This window comes from Blastococcus sp. SYSU DS0533 (assembly GCF_054050775.1).
Genome location: NZ_JBJGZZ010000020.1, coordinates 24,084 through 47,752, shown reverse-complemented (window position 1 = coordinate 47,752; position 23,669 = coordinate 24,084). Strand labels below are relative to the sequence as shown.

Genomic DNA, 23,669 nt, shown 5'->3' with positions numbered 1-23,669 from the left:
GGACACGCGGCGGCGATCGACACGACCAGCGGGAGAACCACCCGCACCCCGGTCATGTCACCCCTCTCGCTGTCGTCGAGCGCCCGTCGCCCGGCCCTCGTGGCCGGGAGTCCGGACGGCGCCGTCTCGTCGAGGCACCGCAGGCGGAAGCGTAGGGCATAGCGGGCGGGGCGCAAGCCTGCGTGCACGCAGGGCACCGCGCGCTGCCCGGGCGCGCCCCCCGACACGACTTGGGCCGCAGATGGCGCCGCGACGTGACGGGGACGACGTCGTCGGGAGACGATGGGGGCATGAGCGCACCGCAGCAGCCGGACGGCGACCCCGCCCGCGCAGGACAGGCCCGCGCGGTCATCACCGACGGGCTCCCCAGCCAGCTGGTCGACACCGACCCCGACGAGACGCAGGAGTGGCTGGAGTCCCTCGACGCCGTCGTCGACCACGCCGGCCGCGGCCGCGCCCGGTACCTGATGCTCCGGATGCTGCAGCGCAGCCGCGAGCAGCAGGTGGGCGTGCCCGCCCTGCGCAGCACCGACTACATCAACACCATCCCGCCGGAGCGCGAGCCCTGGTTCCCGGGTGACGAGCACGTGGAGCGGCGCATCCGCGCCTACATCCGGTGGAACGCCGCGATCATGGTCCACCGCGCGCAGCGGCCCGGCATCGGCGTCGGCGGGCACATCTCCTCCTACGCGTCGTCGGCGTCGCTCTACGAGGTCGGCTTCAACCACTTCTTCCGCGGCAAGGACCACCCCGGCGGCGGCGACCAGATCTGGTTCCAGGGGCACGCCTCTCCCGGCATCTACGCCCGCGCCTTCCTCGAGGGTCGGCTGACCGAGGACCAGCTCGACGGCTTCCGCCAGGAGGTCAGCCACCCCGGCGGCGGGCTGTCGTCCTACCCGCACCCGCGGCTGATGCCCGACTTCTGGGAGTTCCCCACCGTCTCGATGGGGCTCGGCCCGCTGAACGCGATCTACCAGGCGCGGTTCAACCGCTACCTGCACGCCCGCGGCGTCAAGGACACCTCCGACCAGCACGTGTGGGCCTTCCTCGGCGACGGGGAGATGGACGAGCCGGAGTCGCTGGGCGCCATCGGCCTGGCCGCCCGCGAGGAGCTGGACAACCTCACGTTCGTCATCAACTGCAACCTGCAGCGGCTCGACGGCCCGGTGCGCGGCAACGGCAAGGTGATCCAGGAGCTGGAGTCGTTCTTCCGCGGCGCCGGCTGGAACGTCGTCAAGGTGATCTGGGGCCGGGAGTGGGACCCGCTGCTGGCCGCCGACCGCGACGGCGCGCTGGTGAACCTGATGAACTCCACGCCCGACGGCGACTACCAGACCTACAAGGCCGAGGACGGCGCCTTCGTCCGCGAGCACTTCTTCGGGCGTGACGCGCGCACCCGCAAGCTCGTCGAGAACATGAGCGACAAGGAGATCTGGAACCTCTCCCGCGGCGGGCACGACTACCGCAAGGTCTACGCGGCGTTCAAGGCCGCGATGGAGCACAAGGGCCAGCCGACGGTCATCCTGGCCAAGACGATCAAGGGCTGGACCCTCGGCAGCCACTTCGAGGGCCGCAACTCCACGCACCAGATGAAGAAGCTGACCGCCGAGGACCTCGCCGCCTTCCGCGACCGGCTCTACCTGGACATCCCCGACTCGGCGCTGGACAAGACCCTGCCGCCCTACTACAAGCCCGATCCCGACTCCGACGAGATGCAGTACATGCTCGAGCGGCGCCGGGCCCTCGGCGGCGCCGTCCCGCGCCGTCGCTCGGAGTTCAAGACGCTCAAGGCGCCCGACGACAAGGCGCTCGACGTCCTGCGCCGCGGCTCGGGCAAGCAGGAGGTGGCGACGACGATGGCGTTCGTCCGCCTGCTCAAAGAGCTGCTCAAGGACAAGGAGCTCGGCCCGCGCTTCGTGCCGATCATCCCCGACGAGGCGCGCACCTTCGGGATGGACTCCCTCTTCCCGTCGCAGAAGATCTACAACCCGGCCGGTCAGCGCTACACCTCGGTCGACCGCGAGCTGATGCTCACCTACAAGGAGTCCGAGCAGGGCCAGATCCTGCACGAGGGCATCAACGAGGCCGGGTCGACGGCGTCGTTCACCGCCGTCGGCACGTCGTACTCGACGCACGGCGAGCCGATGATCCCGATCTACATCTTCTACTCGATGTTCGGGTTCCAGCGGACCGGCGACTCGATCTGGGCCGCCGCCGACCAGATGACCCGCGGGTTCCTGCTCGGCGCCACGGCCGGGCGGACGACGCTCAACGGCGAGGGGCTGCAGCACGAGGACGGCCACTCGCTGCTGCTGGCGCAGACCAACCCCGCGGTGGTCGCCTACGACCCGGCGTTCTCCTTCGAGGTCGCGCACATCACCCGGGACGCGCTGGCCCGCATGTACGGCGAGGACCCGGGCGCCCCGCTGGGCGGCTCCCGCTCGCCCGACGTCATGTACTACCTGACGGTCTACAACGAGCCGTTCAGCCAGCCGGCCGAGCCCGAGGACCTCGACGTGCGAGGCCTGCTGGCCGGCATGTACCGGTACGCCGAGGGTCCTCAGCTGGAGGGGCCGAAGGCGCAGGTGCTGGCCTCCGGCGTCGCGGTGCCCTGGGCGCTGCGGGCGCAGGAGCTGCTGGCGCAGGACTGGGGGGTGAGCGCCGACGTCTGGTCGGTGACCTCGTGGAACGAGCTGCGCCGGCAGGCCGACGAGTGCGAGGAGCACAACCTCCTGCACCCGGAGGAGGAGCCGCGCACCCCGTACGTCACCGCGCGCCTGCAGGAGACGGTCGGCCCGGTGGTGGCGGTGTCGGACTGGATGCGCGCGGTGCCCGACCTGATCGCGCCGTTCGTGCCCGGCGGCATGGCGACGCTCGGCACCGACGGGTTCGGCCTCTCCGACACCCGGCCGGCGCTGCGGCGGCACTTCCACGTCGACGCGGAGTCCATCGTGGTGCGCACGCTGGCCTCGCTGGCCGACGAGGGGCAGGTCGAGCGCGCGACGGTGCGCGAGGCCGTCGAGAAGTACCGGATCCGGGACGTGCAGGCCGCGCCGGCCGAGGAGCGGTCGGACCCCAGCCCGGCCACCTGAACGAGCGAGGGGGCGCCGAGCACTGCCCGGCGCCCCCTCGTCGTCTCAGGTCTGCTCGCGGTGGCGGCGGATCAGGTCGGCGTAGGCCCGGCCGCTGTCCTTCACCGTGCGGCGCTGGGTGTCGTAGTCCACGTGCACCAGCCCGAACCGCTGGGCGTAGCCCCGGGCCCACTCGTAGTTGTCCAGCAGCGACCAGGCGAAGTAGCCGCGGACGTCCACGCCGTCGTCGATGGCGGTGCGCAGCGCTGCGAGGTGCCGCAGCAGGAAGTCTGTCCGCTCGGGGTCGTGCACGGCCCCGTCGGGCGAGACCTCGTCCTCCCACGCCGAGCCGTTCTCGGTGATGACCAGCGGCAGGCCGGGTGCTTGCTCCCCGATCCACCGCAGCAGCCGGGTGAACGCCTCCGGGCTCACGCCCCAGCCCATCGTCGTCGTGACGCCCTCGGGGTCGAGCTCGACGACGTCCTCCCCGCCGATGAACGAGGTCGGCGGCATGCTCTCGGGACGCACCCCGGCCCGCACCGTCTCCTCGAAGTAGTAGTTGACGCCCAGCCAGTCCAGCGGCGCGCCGATGATCTCCAGGTCGCCGTCCTCCACCGGGAGGGGTGCGCCGGCGGCCGCGAGGTCGGCGACGACGTCCTCGGGGTAGGCGCCGGTGACCACCGGCAGCAGGAACATGCGGTTCTGCTGCCCGTCGAGCCGCCGCGCGGCGTCCAGGTCCTCGGGCCGGTCGCTGGCCGGGGACATCGGCGTGAAGTTCAGCGTGATGCCCAGGTGGTCGACGCCGCGCTCGCGCAGCACCCCGGCGGCCAGGCCGTGGCCGAGCAGCAGGTGGTGCACCGCCCGCGAGGCCGAGACGGCGTCCCGGATGCCCGGCGCGTGCGCGCCCGACTGGTGGCCGAGGAGCGCGCTGACCATCGGCTCGTTCAGCGTCGACCAGTGCCGCACCCGGTCCCCGAGCGCGTCGTGGACGATGCCGGCGTAGTCGGCGAACCGGGCCGAGGTGTCGCGGGCGGTCCAGCCGCCGCGGTCCTGCAGCGCCTGGGGCAGGTCCCAGTGGTAGAGCGTCAGCCACGGGTCGATGCCCTGCTCCAGCAGCTCGTCGACCAGGCGGCGGTAGAAGTCCAGGCCGCGCTGCTCCACGCGGCCGGCGCCCTCGGGCAGCACCCGCGGCCAGGCGACGGAGAAGCGGTAGGCCGAGAGCCCCAGCTCCTTCATCAGCGCGACGTCCTCGGGGTACCGGGTGTAGTGCTCGACCGCGACGTCGCCGGTGTCCCCCCGGAAGGTGCGGCCCGGGGTGTGGCTGAACGTGTCCCAGATCGAGGGGCCCCGGCCGTCGACGTCCACGGCGCCCTCGATCTGGTACGCGGCCGTGGCGGCGCCGAAGAAGAACCCGGGCGGGAAGGTGAGCCCTCCGGCGAGTTCCGGACGGCTGTCGGTCGAGGACATGGGCGCGCTGCTCCTTGGCGGTCGGTCGGTCCGGGGCGCCGGCCGGCGAGGTGGCCGCCTGGCGCGGTGAGAACGCTCTCACACCTCGTGCGGTGGTCGCACCGGCACTACGGTGACCACCCGGTGGCCCGCTGCGGTCCCCGCCCGTCACCGAGGAGCTGCCATGACGACCACCGGGGCGCGCCCTCCGACGCCCACGCTCGAGCAGGTGGCCGCGCTCGCCGGGGTGTCCCGGGCCACGGTGTCGCGGGTGATCAACGACTCGCCGCGGGTCAGCCCGGAGGCCCGGGACGCCGTGCGCGCTGCGGTCGAGGCGCTGCGCTACGTGCCCAACCGGATGGCCCGCAGCCTCGTCACCCGGCGGACCGACACGATCGCCCTCGTCCTCTCGGAGTCGAACACGCAGATCTTCGCCGACCCCTTCTTCGCCCGGATCGTGCGCGGGTTGTCGGCCCGGCTGGCCGACACCGAGCAGAACCTGGTCCTGCTGGCCGCCCGGGGCCGCCGGGAGCAGGAGAAGGTGGCCCGGTACGTCCAGCAGGGGCACGTCGACGGCGTCATCCTCATCTCGCTGCACCGCGACGACCTGCTGCCCGACCTGCTCGACCGCTCCCCCGTACCGCTCGTGCTCTCCGGGCGCCCCTTCGACGGCCGGCCGGTGCCCTACGTCGACGCCGACAACGTCGGCGGGGCCGAGGCCGCCACCCGCCACCTGCTGCGGCTGGGGCGTTCCCGGATCGCCACCGTCGCCGGCCCGCTCGACATGGTGGCCGGCCTCGACCGGCTGGCCGGGTACCGCGCCGCCCTGGCCGCCGCCGGCGCGCCGGCCCGGCCGGAGCTCGTCGCCGAGGGGGACTTCACGGAGGCCGGCGGCTCCCGCGCCATGGCGCGGCTGCTCGGCGAGGTGCCCGACCTCGACGCCGTCTTCGTCGCCTCCGACCCCATGGCGGTCGGCGCGCTGCGCGTCCTCCGGGCGGCCGGCCGGCGGGTGCCCGAGGACGTCGCGGTCGTGGGCTTCGACGACGCGGAGGTCGCCGCCACCTGCGACCCCCCGCTCACCACCGTGGCCCAGCCGCTGGAGGAGATGACCGGGGCGCTGGTCGACCTGCTGCTCGAGCAGATCGGCTCCGGCGGGTCACCGGCCGTCGCGGCCCGCCTCTGCGGCACCGCGCTGGTCCGGCGGGCCTCGGCCTAGGCGCGGAGCGCCTGGAGCGCCATCTGCGCGTAGAGAGCGACACCGGCCGGCAGCGGCTCCTCGTCGAACACCACCAGGTTGGAGTGGTTCGGCGGGGCCGTGGCGGCGTCCACCCCGTGCGGGCGGGCCCCCAGCCACGCCATCACGCCGGGCACCCGCTGCAGCACGTAGGAGAAGTCCTCGGCGCCCATCAGGGGGGCCGGCATGAGCACGGCCGCCTCCTGGCCCAGCAGCTCGGCCGCCGTCGTCAGCACGTGGGCGGCCATGCCGGGGTCGTTCATGGTCACCGGGTAGCCCTCGATGTGCTCCCAGTGCAGCTCCATCTCGTGCGCGGCGGCGACGTGGGTGGCCACCCGCTGCACCGAGGCCACGACGTCGGCCCGCCGCTCCGGGGAGAGCGTCCTGATCGTGCCCTCGAGGAACGCGGTGTCCGGGATGACGTTGTTCGTGCTCCCCGCCTCGATGTGCGCGACCGTCACGACGGCCGGGTCGAAGACGTCCACGCGGCGGGTGACCATCGACTGCAGGGCCAGCACGATCTCGGCCGCGACCGGGACCGGGTCGGCCGCCGCATGCGGCTCGGAGGCGTGCCCCCCGCGCCCGCGGAGCGTCATGCGCCACTGGTCGGCCGCGGCCATCACCGGTCCCGGCCGCAGGTTGACCGTGCCGCTGGGTAGCGTCGAGGAGACGTGCAGCGCGAACGCACCGCTCACCGGCGCCTCGGGGACGGCCTCCAGGAGCCCCTCCTCCAGCATGTACCGGGCCCCGTGGAAGCCCTCCTCCCCCGGCTGCACCATGAAGACCACCTGGCCGGCCAGCTCCTCCCGGCGGTCCGCGAGCAGGCGGGCCGCCCCGACCAGCATCGCGACGTGGGTGTCGTGCCCGCAGGCGTGCATCACGCCGGGCACCTCGGAGGCGAACGGCAGGGCGCTGTCCTCGTGCACCGGCAGGGCGTCCATGTCGCCGCGGAGGAGGAAGGTCGGCCCCGGCCGGTCGCCGCGGAGCACGCCGACCACCGAGCTGGTCGTGGTGCCCGTGGTCACCTCCAGCGGCAGCTCGGCGAACGCCTCCAGCACCGCCGCCTGCGTCCGCGGCAGGTGCAGCCCGATCTCCGGGTGCCGGTGCAGCCGCCGGCGCAGCTCGATGGTGCGGTCGGCGTCGGAGTACGCGGCGGCGAGGACCTCGGAGGGGCTGGTCGGCATGCCCCCACTCTCACCCACGGGAGGCGCATCGCGCCCGTCGCCCGTTCAGCGCGCCCAGCTCGGCCGGCCGGCGTCGAGCTGCCAGGCCAGGACCGTGGCCGCCCCGGTGGCGCGCACCGGGCCGCCCTCGTGCGCCCGCACGCCGTCGGGACCGGCGACGAGCACCAGGCCGGCGGGCGGCACCAGCTCCTCCCCCGGCGCCGCCCGCCCCACCCACAGCCGCGCGTCCTCGCGCCGCAGGTCCACCCACCCGCTGGGCGACCGGTGGACCGCGTGCGCCGGGGGCTCCGCCGGCGCGGCGCTGCGCAGGTAGCACTGCAGCACCCGGGCTCCCCGGTCGCCGGCCACCTCGTCGTGGGTCAGCCCGGCTCCCGCGCGCAGCACCGCGACGTCGCCCGCGGCGAGCTCGGCCCCCGCCCCCCACCGGTGGTGCAGCTCCCCGTCCACGACGACGGCGACGACGTCGACGGCGCGGTGGTCGTGCCCGCCGTAGCCCGCACCGGCTGCGAGCCGGTCGTCGGCGATCCGCAGCAGCGGGCCCAGCGAGCCGTCGTCGGGGGCGAGCACGACCCGGGAGACCGGGCCGTCCGCACCGCCCGCCGGGGCACCGACCGGGGGAACGTCCACGGCCTCACTCTCCCCGATGCCGGGGGGGCGTGACACGCTGACCCGGTGAGTCGGGTGAGCAACCACCCGCCGAGCGACGCGACGCTCCGGCGGCTGGAGCGCGCGTCGGGGTCGTTGGCCACGCAGGCCGTCGCGCGGATGGACGAGGACCTGCCCTGGTTCCGGGCCATGCCCGCCGACCAGCGCTCGTGGGTCACCCTGGTGGCCCAGGCGGGGATCGCCTCCCTCGTCGAGTGGTGCCGCAGCCCGGGCAAGCCACCGCGGCTGACCGGTGAGGTGTTCGGCGCGGCGCCCCGCGAGCTGGTCCGGGCGGTGGCCCTCAAGCAGACCGTCGACCTGATCAAGGTCACCGTCGAGGTCATGGAGGAGCGGGTCTCCTCCGTCGCCGAGCCCGGGGACGAGGAGACGCTGCGGCTGGCCGTGCTGCAGTTCAGCCGCGAGGTCGCCTTCGCCACCGCGCACGTCTACGCGACCTTCGCGGAGAACCGGGGCGCCTGGGACGCGCGCCTGGAGGCGCTGGTGGTCGACGCGCTCGTGCGTGGCGAGCGCTCGGAGGAGCTCTCCGGCCGGGCGGCGGCGCTGGGCTGGGCCGCCGGCACCCCGGCCCTGGTCGTGGTCGGTGCGACGCCGACCGGGGTCGACGACCCGCACGGGGCCGTGCGCCGGGCCGCACGCTCGCTCGACTGCGACGTGCTGGTCGGGGTGCACGCCGACCAGCTGGTGGTCGTCCTGGGCGGCGGCGGTGACCTGCAGGCGGCCGCGGAGCGGGTCGCGGACGAGTGCGGCGAGGGCCCGGTGGTGACCGGTCCGGTCGTGGACGGCCTGGGGCGGGCGGCCGTCTCGGCCGCGGCGGCGCTCGCCGGGCTCCGGGCGGCCGGCGCGTGGCCGGAGGCGCCGCGCCCCGTGGCCGCCGACGCGCTGCTGGCCGAGCGGGCGCTGGCCGGCGACCCGCTGGCCCGCACCGCGCTGCACGAGCAGGTGGCCGCTCCCCTGCGCTCGGCCGGCGGCGGCGTGCTCGAGACCGTGCGGGCCGTGCTGAGCACCGGCGGCAACCTCGAGGCGAGCGCCCGGGCGATCTTCGTGCACCCCAACACGGTGCGGTACCGGCTGCGCCGCGCGGCGGAGCTGACCGGGCTCTCGGCGACCGACCCGCGGGGGAGCTGGACCCTCCAGGTGGCCCTCGCGCTCGCCGCCCTGGACCGCGACCGCTCCCTCTGGCACTGACCCGGACGTCCGGTTCCCACCACGGATCGGCGCATCGAGGCCCCGATGGCCTGCGGGTCCTGTAGGAACCCCACAAAGATCAGCGGTGCGCTTTCGTGCCCGGTCGCCGCGCGCGGGACCGGTGATCACTGGCACGGTGAGGAGGTGCTCGCCGTCCTCGCCCCGGGTCAGGGTGCGCAGAAGCCCGGGATGTTGACCGACTGGCTCGACCTCCCCGGCGCCGAACCGTTCTTCCGCTGGGCCGGGGCCATCGCCGGCACCGACCTGCTCTCCCTCGGCACGACCGGCGACGCCGAGGCGATCAAGGACACCGCGGTCACCCAGCCGCTGGTGGTCGCGATGAGCCTCTTCGTGGCCCGGGAGCTCGGCGGGCTGCCCGGCCCGGTGACCCACACCCCGCACACCGGGCGCGACGTCGTCATCGCCGGGCACAGCGTCGGCGAGCTCACCGCCGCGGCGCTCGCCGGCGTGCTCAGCGTCGAGGCGGCGATCGCGCTGACCGCCGTCCGCGGTCGCGCCATGGCCGCCGCCTGCGCGCAGACGCCGACCGGCATGTCCGCCGTCCTGGGCGGTGACCCCGACGAGGTGCTCGCCGCCCTGGAGCGGCACGGGCTGACCCCGGCCAACATGAACGGCGGCGGCCAGGTCGTCGCCGCCGGTCCCCTCGACGGGCTGGCCGCGCTGAAGGCGGAGCCGCCGGCCAAGGCGCGGATCATGCCGCTGCCGGTGGCCGGCGCCTTCCACACGGGCTACATGGCCTCCGCGCGCGAGGAGCTCGAGGGCCTGGTCGGCGGCCTGCGCCCGGCCGACCCGAGCCGCCTGCTGCTCTCCAACGCCGACGGCGCGGCCGTCGACTCCGGCACCGAGGTCCTGGCCCGCCTCGTCAGCCAGGTCACCAGCCCGGTCCGCTTCGACTCGTGCCTGGCCACGATGCGCGAGCTGGGCGTCACCGCCGTCCTCGAGCTGCCGCCGGCCGGGGCCCTCGCCGGGCTCGCCAAGCGGGAGTGGAAGGGCGCGGGCATCGAGGTGCTCGCCGTCAGCACGCCCGCCGACCTCGACCGCGCCCGCGAGCTGATCGAGGCCGAGCGCGGCCGCAGCGAGGCCGAGCACCTGCCCGACTGGCGCGTGGTCGTGGCCCCCGCCCGCGGGACGGTCAGCCCGGCGGAGATCGCCGAGGGCACCCACCTCCCCGCCGGAACCCCGCTCGGCTGCATCCGCGGCCGCCGGGAGGAGGTCAACGTCTCCGCCGGCTACGACGGTGTGCTCGCCGAGTGGCTCGTGCACGACGGGGACCTCGTCCACGCCGGCGACCCCATCGCCCGGCTCTACCCGGAGGTGACCGCGTGACCACGCTCAAGCTCGACCGAGGCGCCCCGGGCGCCCGGATCCTCGGGTTCGGCAGCTACCGCCCCCGTCGACGGGTGACCAACGACGAGCTCGCCCAGCGCATGGACACCAACGACGAGTGGATCCAGGCGCGCGTCGGCATCGCCGAGCGCCGGTGGGCCGAGCCCGACGAGACGCTGGTGGAGATGTCGGTGGCGGCCGGCGGCAAGGCGCTGGCGGCCAGCGGTCTGGACGCCGGCGACATCGACCTGGTGCTGCTGGCGACCACGAGCCCGCCGAAGGCGATCCCGGGCCTGGCCCCGCGGATCGCCCACCAGCTCGGGGTCCCCCGCCCGGGGGCCTTCGACGTCAACGCCGGCTGCGCGGGGTGGTGCTACGCCCTCAGCGCGGCCTCCGACGCGATCCGCAGCGGCACCGCCCGCAACGCCCTCGTCGTCGGCGGCGAGCGGCTGACCGACTACACCAACCTCGACGACCGGGCGACGGCGGTGATCTTCGCCGACGGCGCGGGGGCCGCGGTCGTCACCGCGTCCGACGAGCCCGCCATCGGCCCGGCGGTGTGGGGCAGCGACGGCGACCTGCACGAGGCCATCGCCATCCCCGAGAACGAGACGGGCATGAGCATGGCCGGCCAGGCGGTCTACCGCTGGGCGACGACGAAGCTCACCGACACCCTGGTCGAGGCCATGCGCCGGGCCGGCGTCGGCCCCGGGGACATCGACGTCTTCGCGCCGCACCAGGCCAACCTGCGGATCATCGAGCTGATGGCCAAGCGGTTGAAGCTGCCGGAGCGGACCGTCATCGCCCGCGACATCGTGCGCTCGGGCAACACCTCCTCGGCCTCGGTCCCGCTGGCCCTGTCCGCCCTGCTGGAGAGCGGTGAGGCCAAGAGCGGTGACCTCGCCCTCCTGCTCGGGTACGGGGCGGGCCTGACCTTCGCCGGGCAGGTCGTCGTGCTGCCGTGACCCGTCCGGCCGGGAGCCCCGCCGCTCCCCCCAGATCCCCGGGACACCCGTCCCGGACGTCGACGGCGCCCCCGCCCGGGGTCGCCGTCCCATCCGAGAGAGAGGACCCCGCGTTGGCCAGCACCCAGGAGATCCAGGCCGGACTCGCCGAGATCCTGGAGGAGGTGGCGGGTGTGACCCCCGCCGACGCCACTCCGGAGAAGTCCTTCACCGAGGACCTCGACGTCGACTCCCTGTCGATGGTCGAGATCGCCACCGCCGTCGAGGACAAGTTCGGCGTGGCGATCCCCGACGACCAGCTCGCCAACATCAAGACCGTCGGCGACGCCATCAGCTTCATCGAGAGCAACCAGGGCTGACCCCCCCGGGTCCCGCCGGCCGAGCGCCGGCGGGACCCGACCCCGATCCGGCCCCCTCGGGGCCGTCGTCCGCACGAGGAGACATCCCATGAGCCCGTCCACCACCGACGTCGTCGTCACCGGCCTCGGGGCCACCACGCCCCTCGGCGGGGACGTGGCCGGCACCTGGGACGCCCTGCTCGCCGGCCGCTCCGGCGTCAGCCGGATCACCGAGGACTGGGTGCAGGAGTTCCCGGCCCAGCTGGTCGCCCGCCTGGCCGCCGACCCGGTGGAGCAGCTCGACCGGGTGCGCGCCCGGCGCCTGGACCGCAGCCAGCAGGTGGCGGTCATCGCGGCCGAGCAGGCGTGGGCGGAGTCCGGCGCGTCGGACGCGGGCGTCGCCCCCGAGCGGATCGCGGTCGTCTTCGGCACCGGGATCGGCGGGGCGCTCACCCTCCTCGGGCAGGACGACGTCCTCGAGCAGAAGGGCCCCAAGCGGGTCTCCCCCTTCACCATCCCGATGCTCATGCCCAACGGGCCGGCGGCCGCCGTCGGCCTGGCCATCGGCGCCAAGGGCGGCGTCCACGCGCCGGTGAGCGCCTGCGCCTCCGGCGCCGAGGCGATCCGCTGGGGCCTGGACCTGCTGCGCTTCGACCGCGCGGACGTCGTGCTGGTCGGCGGCGCCGAGGCATGCGTCCACCCGCTCCCCATGGCCGGGTTCGCCGCCATGCGTGCCATGTCCACCCGCAACGACGAGCCGGAGCGCGCGTCCCGCCCGTTCGACAAGGGCCGCGACGGGTTCGTGCTCGGTGAGGGCGCGGCCGCGCTGGTGCTGGAGCGGGCAGACTCCGCCGACGCCCGCGGCGCCCGGGTGCACGCCCGGCTGGCCGGCGCCGGCGCGACCGCCGACGGCTACGACCTGGTCGCCCCGCACCCGGAGGGCGAGGGCGCCGGGCGCGCGATCACGGCCGCGCTGCGCGACGCGGGGCTCTCCCCCACCGACATCGGGCACGTCAACGCCCACGCCACCTCCACCCCGGTCGGCGACACCGCCGAGGCCGCGGCCATCCGCTCGTCGCTCGGCGAGCACGTGCTGGTCAGCGCCACCAAGAGCCAGACGGGCCACCTGCTCGGCGCCGCCGGGGCACTGGAGTCGGTGTTCACGATCCTGGCGCTGCGGGAGCAGATCGTGCCGGCGACGGCGAACCTCGACGACCCCGACGACGACGCCGCCGTCCAGGCCCTCGACATCGTGCGCCGCGAGCCGCGCAAGGCGCAGCTCACCGCCGCCGTCAACGACTCGTTCGGCTTCGGCGGGCACAACATCGCGCTCGTGTTCACCACCGCCTGAAGAAGGACCTCGTCCCTCTCACCCCTCGCAGGCTCGGGCCGAGCCTCCGGACGGGGCCACACGACCCGGAGGTACCCGTGACGACAGTCCAGGCCGCGCCCGCCGTGACCGCGCCCGACCCCCGCGATCCGGAGGACCGGCTCCGGCGGTTCTTCGACCCGGGTTCCCTGCAGCAGTTCGGCGCCCGCGACACCTCCGGAGTGCTGGCCGCCCGCGGCACGGTGGCGGGGAGCCCGGCCATCGCGTTCTGCACCGACGCGACGGTGATGGGCGGGGCCATGGGCGTCGACGGCTGCCGGCACATCGTCGACGCCATCGACACCGCCCTGCGCGAGCGGGTGCCGGTCGTCGGCATCTGGCACTCCGGTGGGGCGCGGCTGGCCGAGGGCGTCACCGCCCTGCACGCCGTCGGCGAGGTGTTCGCTGCCATGGTCCGTGCGTCCGGCCGCATCCCGCAGATCTCCGTGGTGCTGGGCCCGGCCGCGGGTGGTGCCGCCTACGGTCCGGCGCTGACCGACCTGGTCGTCATGGGGCCGGCCGGCCGGGTGTTCGTCACCGGGCCGGAGGTGGTGCGTTCGGTCACCGGCGAGAACGTCGACATGGAGAGCCTCGGCGGGCCGGACACCCACGGCCGGCGCAGCGGCGTCGTGCACGTGGTCACCGACTCCGAGCCCGCGGCGCTGGAGACGGCGCGGCTGGCCGTCGACCTGCTCGCCGCCCAGGGCACCTTCGCCCCCGCCGGCGACCAGCCGGGCACCGACCTCGCGGCGCTGCTGCCCGAGCAGACCAACCGGGCCTACGACGTGAAGCCGCTGGTCTCCTCGCTCCTCGACGAGCCCGGGCTCGAGCTCCACCCGCGGTTCGCGCCCAACGTCGTCACCACCCTGGGCCGGCTGGCCGGGCGCACCGTCGGCGTCATCGCGAACAACCCGCTGCGGCTGGGCGGTTGCCTGGACTCGGCGTCGGCGGAGAAGGCGGCCCGGTTCGTGCGCATGTGCGATGCCTTCGGTGTGCCCCTGGTGGTGCTGGTCGACGTGCCCGGCTACCTCCCGGGCGTCGGCCAGGAGTGGGACGGCGTCGTGCGGCGCGGCGCCAAGCTCCTGCACGCCTTCGCCGAGGCGGTGGTCCCACGGGTGACCCTGGTGACCCGCAAGTCCTACGGCGGCGCCTACATCGCGATGAACTCGCGTTCCCTCGGCGCGACCGCGGTGTTCGCGTGGCCCGGCGCCGAGGTGGCCGTCATGGGCGCCAAGGCGGCCGTCGGCATCCTGCACCGCAAGAAGCTGGCGGCGGCGCCTCCCGGCGAGCGGGAGGCGCTGCACGCGCAGCTGGCCGAGGAGCACGAGCGCATCGCCGGCGGGGTGAACCGGGCGCTGCAGATCGGCGTCGTCGACGAGGTGGTGGAACCGGTGCGCACGCGGCAGCGGCTGGTCGAGGCGCTGGCGGCGGCCCCGCACGGCCGTGGGGCCCACGGCAACATCCCGCTCTGACGTGGGAAGGCCGTCCCGGCGCCGCTTCCCCGACGGCGCCCGGACGGCCCGCTCCAGGCTACGACGACCTCCCGACCAGGCCGGGAGTGTCGTGCCCCGATCGTGACCTTCAGACCACCTGGTGCAGCCAGGTCACCGGGCTCCCGTCGCCGGCGTGCCGGTAGACCTCCAGGTCGGCGTCCCAGGCGGCGCCGAGGAGTTCGTCGACACCATGCCGGAAGGCCTCGATCGAGGTCGCCGTGGCGGCCAGGTGCCGGAGCTGCTGCTCGGTGACGATCAGGTCACCGTTGGCGCTGGTCGGCGCGCGGAAGACGCCGTGCCCGGGCACGTAGGACATCCGCTCGCCGTCGTTGCCGTGGCTGGCCTCCTCGGTGACCTCGAAGCGCAGCATCGGCCACGCGCGCAGGGCAGCGACGAGCTTGGCGCCGGTGCCGGGCGAACCCGTCCACGCCACTTCGGCACGGTAGGCACCGTGCGCCGCAGGCTGCTCAGCCCACGACAGGGAGACCGGCGCGCCGACGACGCGTTCCAGCGCCCACTCGACGTGCTGGCAGAGCGCCTTCGGGCACGAGTGCACGAAGACGACACCCTGGGTTGACCGTCGCTGCACCGGGCACCTCCATCGACTCGATCGGTCTCGTCTTCCCCTACGGACCCATCGATTCGGTGACGCGCCGTTATCGGCAGTGGCGGAGCAGGGCTCCCGCGACAAGTTTGCACGATGGTGACCCCATCGCGCCAGCCCGGGTGCGACTCCTGGGACGAAAGTGGCGATCGAGCGCCCGGCCGCCGCCTTGTCGCTGGTCAGCGGGCAATACCATCTGTCACCGACCACGTCCAGCAGTGTCAGGGTATTCACAGGTCCACCGGCTCGGCGGGCGCCGCACCGATCCGGACCGATCCGGAACCAGCCCGGGACCGTGCCACGCCCGGTGACGCTGAGTCACCACCCGGCCGGGCCGGACGGTGGCGACCGGACCGTTCGACCAGCGCATCCGGCCACCCGGCCGTTCACCGTGCGTTGCGTGCATGACACGTGGCGTGGAGGGCGGAAGCGTGCGAGAAGCAGACGGTGGTGCCGCCAGCCCGCTGGACGCCCCCGGACGGGCCGGGACGACCACCACCGCGACGGTGCCGAGCGTCCACCCGCGGGACCCAGCGGGCCCCACCAGTCGCGCATCACGGCCGGCGACGGGAGCAGCAGGACCGAAGGAGCGGTGACCGCCACGACGACGGCGAGGACCACCAGGGCGATGTGCTCACCGGCCGACCCCCCGGCGAGCAGCGCGTGAGCGATGACGACCAGCGCCGACAGCTCGGCCCTCCCCCGTGCAGGTGACCGGCACCACGGGACCCGATGCCTGCCCGGCCAGGCCACCGGGTAGACCCGCGGCATGGGCGCACACCAGGGGATGGCCGAGGCGGGGCGGGACGCCGTCGCCGGGATGGTGCTGCCGGCCTGGGATGCGTTCCTGGCCCAGGCGGAGTCGGTGGACCTCACCCGCTCCTCGCGCCTGCCGGGGTGGCGGGCCCACGAGATCTGCGTGCACCTGGGCTGCTGGGACGACCACGCCGCGCTGGCCGACCTCATCAGCTCGGCCCGGTCCGGCGGGGCGGGGACGCCGCCGGACCCGGACACGGTGAACGCGCGGGTCGTCGCCGCCCACCGCGACGCCTCCCGCGAGGAGGTGCTGGCCGGGCTGCGCCGCAACCGCGAGGCGACGGCCCGGTACCTGGCCGACGAGCCGGAGGGGCTCGACACCGCCCCGGCGGTCTCCGTCGTGGGCCGGCTGCCGCTGCTGAGCGTCGTCCTGGGCCAGGCCTACGAGCTCGCCGTCCACGGGCTGGACCTGGTCTCCTGCGGCGCGGAACCGCCGCCCGCCACCGTCCTGCAGTCCGGGCTGGCGGCGCTGACCGACGTCACCGGCGCGCTGGCCGCCTCGAGCGGCATCTCCGGGCGGGTCAGCCTGGTCACCCCTGACGGCGGGTGGGGGTTCACCTCGGCCGACGGCGGCTGGCAGGTGCGCCGGGTGCCCGCGGGGGTCGTCGACGGGCCGGCCGTCGAGGCGGCCGCGGACCTGCTGCTGGACGCCGCGTCGGGCCGGGTGAACCCCGTCCCGGCGGCGGCACGCCGCAGGCTGAAGGTGCACGACGTGCCGGGCCTGCTGCAGCTGGCGCCGATCGTGCAGCAGGTGCCGGGCATCCCGGGCGGACCCATCCTGCAGCTCGCCGCCCGCACCGTCGGTGGGGCCGGCGGCGTGCTCGGCCGGCTGTTCGGCCGCGGCTAGGCACCCCCGCGGGCGAGCCGCGCGCCCCGTCCCCGGCACCACCACGCGGTGCCGACGGCGAGCGCCGCGAGTCCGACCACGAGGCCTGCGACGACGACCCAGGAGCCCAGGTGCCCGATGAGCACGCCGGCCGAGGCGCCCACGCCCACCTGCACCACCGTGCTGGGGACCAGCCCGACGGCCGTGGCCGCGGCGAAGGGCGCCGGCCGCACGCCCACGAGGCCGGCGCCGTAGTTGACGGCGACGAAGGGCACGACCGGCACCAGCCGGCTCACCAGCACGGCGACGAAGGTGCGGCCGCCGGCCAGCCGGGCCGGCCGGGGCCCGACCAGCCGGGCGACGGCCGGCCGCCCCAGCGTGCGGGCGAGCCCGAACGCGAGGACGGCGGCGAGCAGCCCGCCCGTGAAGGAGACGGCCAGCCCCGCGGCGAAGCCCAGGACCGCCCCGAGGAGAGCCGAGACCACCGACCGCGGCACCGGCGCCAGCAGGACCAGCGCCACGGCGCCGACCAGCGCCGGCCAGGCGACGACGCCGGCGCCGGCCACGACCGCCCGCAGGTGGTCCGCCGACGGCAGGTCCAGCGTCAGCGCCGCCACCCCGCCGCCGAGCAGCAGGGCGCCGAGCCCTGCTGCCCGCAGCCAGGTGCTGCCCGCCGTCGTCCGCACGCCCCGATACTGCCCGAGGGCGCGCGCCGGACCGGTCAGCTGCAGCTGCCGCCCAGGGAGATGCCGCGCTGCGCCAGCCACGGGACCGGGTTGGCCCGGTCGGCGTAGAGGCCGCCCCGGTGCGTCTCGAAGTGCAGGTGGGGCCCGGTGGACTGGCCCCGGTTGCCGACCTCGGCGATCTGCTGCCCGCCGGTGACCACCTGACCCGGCGACACGAAGAACTGGTTCACGTGGCCGTAGACGGTGATGACCCCGTCGGGGTGCTGGATCGCGACGGCGAGCCCGAAGCCGCTGGCCGGCCCCGCCTGCAGCACGACGCCCGGCTCGGGCGTGTAGATCGGGGTACCGATCGGCGCGGCGATGTCCACCCCGAGGTGCATGGTCCCCCAGCGCGCGCCGTAGCAGGAGGTGACCCTGCCCTGGGTCAGCGCGGCGCCGCTGCCACCCGGGGCCGCCGCCACCGTCATGACCGCCTGCTCCGCCGCCTGCGCCTCGTCGTACGCGCGGGCGGCGTCCTCGGCCCCCTTGACCTCCAGCAGCCGGATCTCGGCATCGCGCAGCTGCTGGTCCAGGCTCGCCTTCTCCGCCGTCAGGGCGTCGAACTCGGCCTGCGCCTCGACGAGGAGGCGGTCGGCCTCCGCCTGCGCCTCACGGGCCCTGCCCGCCGCGGCGTCGCGCTCGGCGACGGCGGCCTTGGCCTCCTGGTCGAGCCGCGCCTCGCGCGCCTCGGCGACCCGCAGCTCCTCGAGCACCCGGGCGCGGTCCTCACCGAGCAGGTCCAGCGTCGCCGCCTGCTGCAGCAGCTCCCCCGGGCCCTCGGCGTGCAGGACCATCTCGAGCTCGGTGAACGCCTCGTCGCTGCCCATGTAGGCCTCCCGGCCCAGGGTGGCGACGTCGTCCTGGGTGCGCCCCACGGCCTCCCGGACGGCGGCGAGCTCGGCGGCGATCGCGTCGGCGTGCTGCCGGGCGCGGTCGAGTTCGGCCTGCGCGGCGAGCACGGCCCCGCTGGCCTCCTCAGCCCGCAGCGTCATCTGCTGCAGCCGGTCCTCGGCCTCGCGGACGCGCTGCTCGATGCTCTGGACCTCCGCGGCGACGCGGTCGTGCTCGCTCTGCGCTGCGCTGGGGGCCGCCGACGAGACCGGCGCCCCGAGCAGGGACAGCGACAGCAGTGCGGTGAGGGCGATGGTCGCCCGGCCGGCTGCCCGGCGTGGGCGCCGCAGGACGCCCTTCAGGTGGTGCGTGGTCGCCAAGGCGACGGTCTCCGTTCCTCGGTCCGCCTACCAGGTCAGCTGACGGGTTCGGGCCGGAACGTGCCCTACCTGCCTGCCCGTGGAGGCGCAGGCCGGATTCACCCCAGAAACGTGGGTCCCCGGTCCCCGCGGCGGTCAGACCGCAGAGTTCGGCGGGGCCCGCCCGAGCCCCCGGGTTCGGGAGCGGGATCGGGTGGGCCGCGAGAGACGGTACAAGCGAAACCCGCAGATGTCACAGGCAGGTAACGGACCATCTCGGTCCGCCACTCGGGTACCGGGTCGCGACGCGGGTGCTGCGGCGCCTTCTGGCAGGCTGGTAGGTCCGGGGCGGTAGCTCAGCCGGTCAGAGCATGGGACTCATAATCCCTGGGTCGTGGGTTCGAGCCCCACCCGCCCCACCGTTCGTCGGCGTTCCCGGCCACCGGCCGGGCGGTCGAGGTGTGCCGGAGATCATGTCCCGTCCGGGTCACCGAGCAGGGCCGCGGCGCGCGGGTGCCACGCCGCGCCGCCGGCCGCGACCGCCCGGACGTGACGGGGGAGATCGGCGGGGTCGTCCTCCTTGAGCAGGTAACCGGCCGCATGGAGCGCCCGGGCCCGCTGCACGCTGGCCGAGCTGAGGCCGCCGGTGAGGAAGAGGATGCGCACCTCCGGGTGGGAGGTGCGGACGTCGCTGGCCGCGGTGAGGCCGTCCACCACCGGCATCTGCAGGTCGAGCAGCAGGACGTCGGGGCGCAGGTGCCGGACGGCGTCGGCGACCTCGCTCCCGTCCGCGCACTGCCCCACCACCGAGATGCCACCGGCTGCCTGCAGCAGGTCGGTGAGCGCCTCCCGCACGAAGCGGTGGTCGTCCACCACCACGACCCTGATCTCGGACACCCGCGTCCCGCCCCTCGGTACGGCCCGGTCCCCACCCTGCGCGGCAGGCCGGCCACGACTGACACGCGGTGGGCCCCGGTGCATGACGCGGCCGCGCGGAGCCACCGCCGCCGCCCGCGGGGTCAGGGCGGTGGGCGACGGTGGTCCGCAGCGAGGACGAGGCGCGAGCGCCCGGGGCATGACGCGGGGACCGCCCCCGCCGCGCACCGGGCCGCCCGTCGTCGCGGCGCCGCCCGGGGTGGGCGCGGGGTCGTCACGACGGGCCGCGCGGCAGCCCCCGCGTCATGCCGTGCGCGTCGCCGCGTCCTCACCTGCGCACAGGCCCAGGAGGATGCGAGGTGCGCCATGACCACGGACCACCAGCCGTGGAGGAGGTCCACGGATCCCGGGGGCGGGAGGCCCCACCGCCAGGAGCAGCTGCTCCGGTGCACCCGGGCGCGGCGGGCGGCCGGTCACCTGGCGACCGCGGAGCTCCTCGAACGCCGCGCGGCTCGCACCGCCAGCCCCGTGCTGGCGTCGCTGCTGCGCGAGCGCGCCGGACAGCGGCGGTCCCTCGGGGAGCGGCTCCTCGCGAACGCGCCCGGGTTCCGGCGCACGGGAGGGGAGGCGGTGCAGGCCCACCGGCTGTAGCGTCCGGCCATGGCAGCCGCGGGGCCGGCTGGCTCCGCCGAGGAGCGACCGGGATCGGTCGAGTTCATGGCGCTCGTGCCGCTCGTCCGGCGGATCGTCGCGTCCCGGGTCCGCGACCCCACCACCGTGGACGACCTGGTGCAGGAGACGTTGACGCGCGTGCTGGCCGCGGCCGGGCGGATCGAGCCGGGGATGCTCGAGCCCTACGCGATCGTGACGGCCCGCAACGTCGTCACCTCGCTCTGGCGGGAGCAGGACCGGCAGCGGCGGAACCAGCACCGCGTCGTCGACCTGCACCCGTCGGAGGCCCCCGATGCGGACGTGCTCGCGCGCGAGGACCGCGAGGCCGTGAGCGCAGCCCTCCGCCGCCTCGGTGACCGTGAACGCGCCACCCTGCTGGCCCACGAGGTGGCCGGCCAGGACACCCGCTCGCTGGCCGCCGAGCTGGGGTCCACCGCCGGCGCGGTGGCGGCGCAGCTCAACCGCACGCGGGCGCGGCTGCGCGTGGAGTACCTGCTGGCCCTCGAGACGACCGACCCGCCGACGGACCGGTGCCGGCCGGTGCTGCTCGCCCTGTCCTCCGGGGACCGCCGCCGGCAACGGGAGGTGGACGCCGCCCGCCACCTGCTGGAGTGCGCGTTCTGCGCGGGGCTGAGCCGGCCCCTGGTGGACCGCGGCCGGTCCCGGGGGGACGAGGTCCGCGTCCCGGTGCAGGCCGACGCCGATGTCGTCGCCGCCCGGCAGGCGGCCCGCGAGGCGGCGGCCAGGCTGGGGTTCCCGCCGACCGACCTCACCGCGATCGCCACCGCCGTGTCGGAGGTGACCCGGAACGTCGTGAAGTTCGCCGAGGCCGGTGAGGTGGTCATCGACATCCTCGAGGAGCCGCGCCGCGGCATCCGCGTCGTCGTGCGCGACGTCGGCCCGGGCATCGCCGACGTCGAGCAGGCGCTGCAGGACGGCTTCAGCACCTACGCAGGCCTGGGCCTGGGACTGCCCGGTGCCCGGCGCCTGATGGACGAGTTCACCGTCGTGTCGGAGGTCGGTCGCGGCACCACCGTGACCATGACGAAGTGGTGGGGAGAGCGATGACCAGCAACGCGGACGGCGGCGCGACCGGGAGCTCCGTGAGCGGGCCGGCGGAGGGGTCCGGGGACGCGGACGTGCTCCTCCCGGAACTGGTCGCGCACCTCCGCGAGCACCGCACCCGGCTGCGCCAGGAGTGGACCACCCGCATCGGCGAGGCGCACCTGCTCCAGGCCATGACCAGCCAGGAGGTCGCGGCGGAGACCACGTCGGTCTACGACAACTACGTCGAGGTGCTGGAGACCGGCAGCGTGGAGGCGCTGCAGCACTACGCGCGAGACCTCTCGGAGCGGATCATCCCGCGGGGCGTGGAGACGCACGAGGTCGTGGGCATCGTCCTTCTCCTGCGCGACGTGCTGGCGCGCTCGCTGTTCGAGAAGTACCAGCGCGACTTCGCCCTGCTCAACCGCGTCCTCGACGCCTACGAGCCGGCCGCCAACCGCATCGCCAACACCGTGGCGGTGAGCTTCGTCGACGAGCGCGAGCGCGTCATCCGGCAGCAGCAGGACGCCATCCTCGAGCTGTCGACGCCGGTCCTGCCCGTCCGGGAGCGACTGCTCATCCTGCCGATCATCGGGGTCCTCGACAGCGAGCGGGCCAAGCAGCTGACCGTGCAGCTGCTCAACGGCATCCGCACGCACCGGGCCAAGGTCGTCGTCATCGACATCACCGGCGTCCCGGCGATCGACCAGACGGTGGCCAACCACCTGGTGCAGACCGTCGACGCATCGCGCCTGATGGGGGCCAACGTGATCATCACCGGGCTGTCACCGGACATAGCGCGGACCCTGGTCACCATCGGCGTGGACCTGAGCAAGATGGACACCGTCGGTGACCTGCAAGGGGGGTTGGAGGAGGCCGAGCGGATGCTCGGGTACGCGTCGGCGCACCCCGACGGGGCGATGGGGCCATGAGTGCCGGGCCGCGGCTGTTCTCCATCCTCAAGCAGGGCTCGACGCTGATCGCCTCGATCCACACCGCGCTGGACGACTCGCAGCTCGAGCGCTTCCGCGAGGACCTCGTCGACCGGATCGGGCGCGACCGTGCCCGCGGGGTGATCATCGACCTCGCGGCGCTGGACGTCCTCGACTCCTTCGCCACCCGCATGCTGCGGGACATCGCCGAGATGGCGCGGCTGCGGGGCGCCCGGACGGTGGTCGTCGGCATCCAGCCGGAGGTCGCGTTCGTCATCGTCCGGCTCGGGATGGACACCGGCACCCTGGTGACGGCGCTGGACCTCGAGGAGGGGCTCGAGTACCTGGCCGTCCCGACGGTGGGGCCCCGCCGGTGACGCCCGTCGACGACCTGCGCCGGGACCATCGGGCGGCCCTCCTGCGCCACCTGGGCCACCGGCACGAGGCGTCCCTGCACGCGGGGTACGAACTCGGGCGCAAGGCCCTGGCCGCGGACATCAGCCTCCTCGAGGTGGTCCGCGTCCACCACGACGTCCTCGTCGAGGTGCTGCGCACCACCCGGCCCGAGGAGGTGCCGGCCGTCGCCGAGGCCGCGTCGGACTTCCTGCTCGAGGTCGTCGCCAGCTTCGACATGTCGCAGCGCCGGTCGCCGAGCGGGCGGGGACGCCGGCAGGGGCCCCCGCTCAGCCGGTGAGCAGCAGCCAGAGCGGCACGGTCACCAGGGCCGCGGTCGTCGCCACCGAGATGTGCGCGGACACGAAGCCGCCGTTGCCGCCCATCCGCACCGCGAGCACGTAGGAGGCGGTGGCCGGGGGCACCACCGCGAACGCCAGCACCACCGCCCGCTGGTCGCCCTCGACCCCGAGCAGGACCACCAGGGCCAGGGCGGCAGCGGGCACCACCAGCAGCTTGACCGCCGCCAGGTAGCCGGAGAGCAGCCACCCGCTGAGGTCCATCCCGCGCAGTCGGAGCGCCGCCCCGACCGTCAGCAGCCCCAGCGGGACCGCCGCCGCCGCGATCCGGCCGAGGGTGGCGTCGACCGGATCCGGCAGCGCGAGGCCCGCGACGTTGCCGAGCAGGCCGACGACGGTCGCGACGATCAGCGGGTTGCGGACCACGGCGCCCAGCGCGCTCAGCACGGCGCCGCGACCGCTCGACGTGGCCGTGCCGTTGGCGAGGGCCACCACCGCGAGGACGTTCACCGCCGGCACCGTGACGCCCAGCAGCACACCCATGAGCGCGAGCGCCGCCGGTCCGCGGTCGTCGACGAGGGCCAGGGCCAGGAAGGTGTTGAAGCGGAACGCCGTCTGCCAGCCCGAGGCGGCGGTCACCCGGTCCACCCCGGGGAACCAGCGCACGAGCGCCCCCACCAGCGCACCGGCGGCGAGCCCCCCCACGGCGGCGAGGAGGGCGCTGCCGGTGCCGCCCGCGGCGAGGTCGGCCGCCAGCGTCGTCCGCACCAGGAGGGCGGGGAACAGCACGAAGTACACGAGGCGCTCGAGGTCGACCCAGAAGCCCGGCGACCGCCACGCCCAGCGGCGCAGCACCACACCCAGGACGATGAGCGAGAACTCCGGCAGCACCACCGCCGCCGCCTCCACGCCGGCAGCCTAACCAGGGCCCACCCCTGCTCGGCACAGCAGCCGGCGGCGGCCCGGACCGGACCGGACCGGACCGGTGAGCGTC

22 protein-coding genes, 1 tRNA gene and 1 riboswitch are annotated in these 23,669 nt (G+C 75.1%); of the genes, 15 read left to right on the top strand and 8 right to left on the bottom strand.

The genetic code is table 11. The features are described 5' to 3' along the window. Window positions 1-290 precede the first annotated feature (290 nt). Window positions 291-3,092, top strand: coding sequence for a pyruvate dehydrogenase (acetyl-transferring), homodimeric type (aceE, locus tag ACI79W_RS18355; RefSeq protein ID WP_456563529.1), 2,802 nt, complete (start codon window positions 291-293; stop codon window positions 3,090-3,092). A gap of 45 nt (window positions 3,093-3,137) precedes the next feature. Here the strand turns inward: aceE and ACI79W_RS18350 are convergent, their stop codons facing one another. Continuing rightward, the gene (locus tag ACI79W_RS18350; protein WP_456563528.1) at window positions 3,138-4,538 is read right to left on the bottom strand and encodes a GH1 family beta-glucosidase; all 1,401 of its coding nucleotides are present in this window, start codon (window positions 4,536-4,538) and stop codon (window positions 3,138-3,140) included. A 163-nt stretch (window positions 4,539-4,701) separates the two neighbouring features. Here ACI79W_RS18350 and ACI79W_RS18345 point away from each other — a divergent pair, with 163 nt between their 5' ends. Continuing rightward, window positions 4,702-5,733: a LacI family DNA-binding transcriptional regulator gene (locus ACI79W_RS18345; protein ID WP_456563527.1), complete on the top strand. Its 1,032-nt coding sequence runs from the start codon at window positions 4,702-4,704 to the stop codon at window positions 5,731-5,733. Here the strand turns inward: ACI79W_RS18345 and ACI79W_RS18340 are convergent. Both ACI79W_RS18340 and ACI79W_RS18335 read right to left on the bottom strand, forming a co-directional pair. Further along, window positions 5,730-6,935, bottom strand: coding sequence for a M20 metallopeptidase family protein (locus ACI79W_RS18340; protein WP_456563526.1), 1,206 nt, complete (start codon window positions 6,933-6,935; stop codon window positions 5,730-5,732). The genes ACI79W_RS18345 and ACI79W_RS18340 overlap by 4 nt on opposite strands. A gap of 45 nt (window positions 6,936-6,980) precedes the next feature. Then, window positions 6,981-7,562, bottom strand: coding sequence for a pirin family protein (locus tag ACI79W_RS18335; protein ID WP_456563525.1), 582 nt, complete (start codon window positions 7,560-7,562; stop codon window positions 6,981-6,983). Window positions 7,563-7,607: 45 nt separating this feature from the next. Here ACI79W_RS18335 and ACI79W_RS18330 point away from each other — a divergent pair, with 45 nt between their 5' ends. The 6 genes from ACI79W_RS18330 (at window position 7,608) to ACI79W_RS18305 (ending at window position 14,277) form a co-directional block, all read left to right on the top strand. Beyond that, window positions 7,608-8,786 carry a PucR family transcriptional regulator gene (locus ACI79W_RS18330; RefSeq protein ID WP_456563524.1) on the top strand — a complete coding sequence of 393 codons (1,179 nt, stop codon included), beginning with the start codon at window positions 7,608-7,610 and terminating at the stop codon, window positions 8,784-8,786. 144 nt (window positions 8,787-8,930) lie between these two features. Beyond that, the gene (locus tag ACI79W_RS18325) at window positions 8,931-10,133 is read left to right on the top strand and encodes an acyltransferase domain-containing protein (RefSeq protein ID WP_456563523.1); all 1,203 of its coding nucleotides are present in this window, start codon (window positions 8,931-8,933) and stop codon (window positions 10,131-10,133) included. Then, window positions 10,130-11,098, top strand: coding sequence for a beta-ketoacyl-ACP synthase III (locus ACI79W_RS18320; protein ID WP_456563522.1), 969 nt, complete (start codon window positions 10,130-10,132; stop codon window positions 11,096-11,098). Before ACI79W_RS18325 ends, ACI79W_RS18320 begins: the two co-directional genes overlap by 4 nt. Before the next feature lie 113 nt (window positions 11,099-11,211). Continuing rightward, window positions 11,212-11,457 (top strand): acyl carrier protein, encoded by a 246-nt coding sequence (locus ACI79W_RS18315; RefSeq protein ID WP_236825729.1) that lies wholly within the window; start codon window positions 11,212-11,214, stop codon window positions 11,455-11,457. Window positions 11,458-11,545: 88 nt separating this feature from the next. Further along, window positions 11,546-12,787: a beta-ketoacyl-[acyl-carrier-protein] synthase family protein gene (locus ACI79W_RS18310; RefSeq protein ID WP_456563521.1), complete on the top strand. Its 1,242-nt coding sequence runs from the start codon at window positions 11,546-11,548 to the stop codon at window positions 12,785-12,787. A gap of 77 nt (window positions 12,788-12,864) precedes the next feature. Continuing rightward, window positions 12,865-14,277, top strand: coding sequence for an acyl-CoA carboxylase subunit beta (locus ACI79W_RS18305; protein WP_456563520.1), 1,413 nt, complete (start codon window positions 12,865-12,867; stop codon window positions 14,275-14,277). Between the two features lie 109 nt (window positions 14,278-14,386). Here the strand turns inward: ACI79W_RS18305 and ACI79W_RS18300 are convergent, their stop codons facing one another. After that, the gene (locus ACI79W_RS18300) at window positions 14,387-14,887 is read right to left on the bottom strand and encodes a DUF3145 domain-containing protein (protein ID WP_091934603.1); all 501 of its coding nucleotides are present in this window, start codon (window positions 14,885-14,887) and stop codon (window positions 14,387-14,389) included. A gap of 784 nt (window positions 14,888-15,671) precedes the next feature. Here ACI79W_RS18300 and ACI79W_RS18295 point away from each other — a divergent pair. Further along, window positions 15,672-16,565 carry a maleylpyruvate isomerase N-terminal domain-containing protein gene (locus tag ACI79W_RS18295; protein WP_456563519.1) on the top strand — a complete coding sequence of 298 codons (894 nt, stop codon included), beginning with the start codon at window positions 15,672-15,674 and terminating at the stop codon, window positions 16,563-16,565. Here the strand turns inward: ACI79W_RS18295 and ACI79W_RS18290 are convergent. Continuing rightward, entirely contained in the window at window positions 16,562-17,230 is a 669-nt protein-coding gene (locus ACI79W_RS18290; protein ID WP_456563518.1) for a TVP38/TMEM64 family protein, read from the bottom strand. The two genes, ACI79W_RS18295 and ACI79W_RS18290, sit on opposite strands and share 4 nt — an antisense overlap. Window positions 17,231-17,265: 35 nt before the next feature. Further along, on the bottom strand, window positions 17,266-18,480 hold the full coding sequence (locus ACI79W_RS18285) for a peptidoglycan DD-metalloendopeptidase family protein (RefSeq protein WP_456563517.1): 1,215 nt from the start codon (window positions 18,478-18,480) through the stop codon (window positions 17,266-17,268). Between the two features lie 24 nt (window positions 18,481-18,504). Next, window positions 18,505-18,635, bottom strand: a riboswitch (cyclic di-AMP (ydaO/yuaA leader). A gap of 169 nt (window positions 18,636-18,804) precedes the next feature. Here ACI79W_RS18285 and ACI79W_RS18280 point away from each other — a divergent pair. After that, window positions 18,805-18,878: transfer RNA gene (locus ACI79W_RS18280), tRNA-Ile, on the top strand. A gap of 52 nt (window positions 18,879-18,930) precedes the next feature. On the opposite strand, the gene ACI79W_RS18275 is transcribed toward ACI79W_RS18280, so the two are convergent. Further along, the gene (locus ACI79W_RS18275; protein WP_456563516.1) at window positions 18,931-19,356 is read right to left on the bottom strand and encodes a response regulator; all 426 of its coding nucleotides are present in this window, start codon (window positions 19,354-19,356) and stop codon (window positions 18,931-18,933) included. Window positions 19,357-19,701: 345 nt separating this feature from the next. On the opposite strand from ACI79W_RS18275, the gene ACI79W_RS18270 reads away from it, so the two are divergent. Genes ACI79W_RS18270 through ACI79W_RS18250 form a run of 5 tightly spaced genes read left to right on the top strand, consistent with a single transcriptional unit; the run spans window position 19,702 to window position 22,677 of the window. Continuing rightward, window positions 19,702-19,986, top strand: coding sequence for a hypothetical protein (locus tag ACI79W_RS18270; protein WP_456563515.1), 285 nt, complete (start codon window positions 19,702-19,704; stop codon window positions 19,984-19,986). A gap of 9 nt (window positions 19,987-19,995) precedes the next feature. After that, entirely contained in the window at window positions 19,996-21,075 is a 1,080-nt protein-coding gene (locus tag ACI79W_RS18265; RefSeq protein ID WP_456563514.1) for a sigma-70 family RNA polymerase sigma factor, read from the top strand. Continuing rightward, window positions 21,072-21,983, top strand: a complete 912-nt coding sequence (locus ACI79W_RS18260; protein ID WP_456563513.1) for an STAS domain-containing protein — start codon at window positions 21,072-21,074, stop codon at window positions 21,981-21,983. Before ACI79W_RS18265 ends, ACI79W_RS18260 begins: the two co-directional genes overlap by 4 nt. After that, entirely contained in the window at window positions 21,980-22,360 is a 381-nt protein-coding gene (locus ACI79W_RS18255) for an STAS domain-containing protein (protein WP_456563512.1), read from the top strand. Before ACI79W_RS18260 ends, ACI79W_RS18255 begins: the two co-directional genes overlap by 4 nt. Next, window positions 22,357-22,677, top strand: coding sequence for a phosphatase RsbU N-terminal domain-containing protein (locus ACI79W_RS18250; RefSeq protein WP_456563511.1), 321 nt, complete (start codon window positions 22,357-22,359; stop codon window positions 22,675-22,677). Before ACI79W_RS18255 ends, ACI79W_RS18250 begins: the two co-directional genes overlap by 4 nt. Here the strand turns inward: ACI79W_RS18250 and ACI79W_RS18245 are convergent. Next, a complete protein-coding gene (locus ACI79W_RS18245; protein WP_456563510.1) occupies window positions 22,667-23,584 on the bottom strand; it encodes an AEC family transporter in 918 nt (305 codons plus the stop codon). The genes ACI79W_RS18250 and ACI79W_RS18245 overlap by 11 nt on opposite strands. Window positions 23,585-23,669 lie beyond the last annotated feature (85 nt).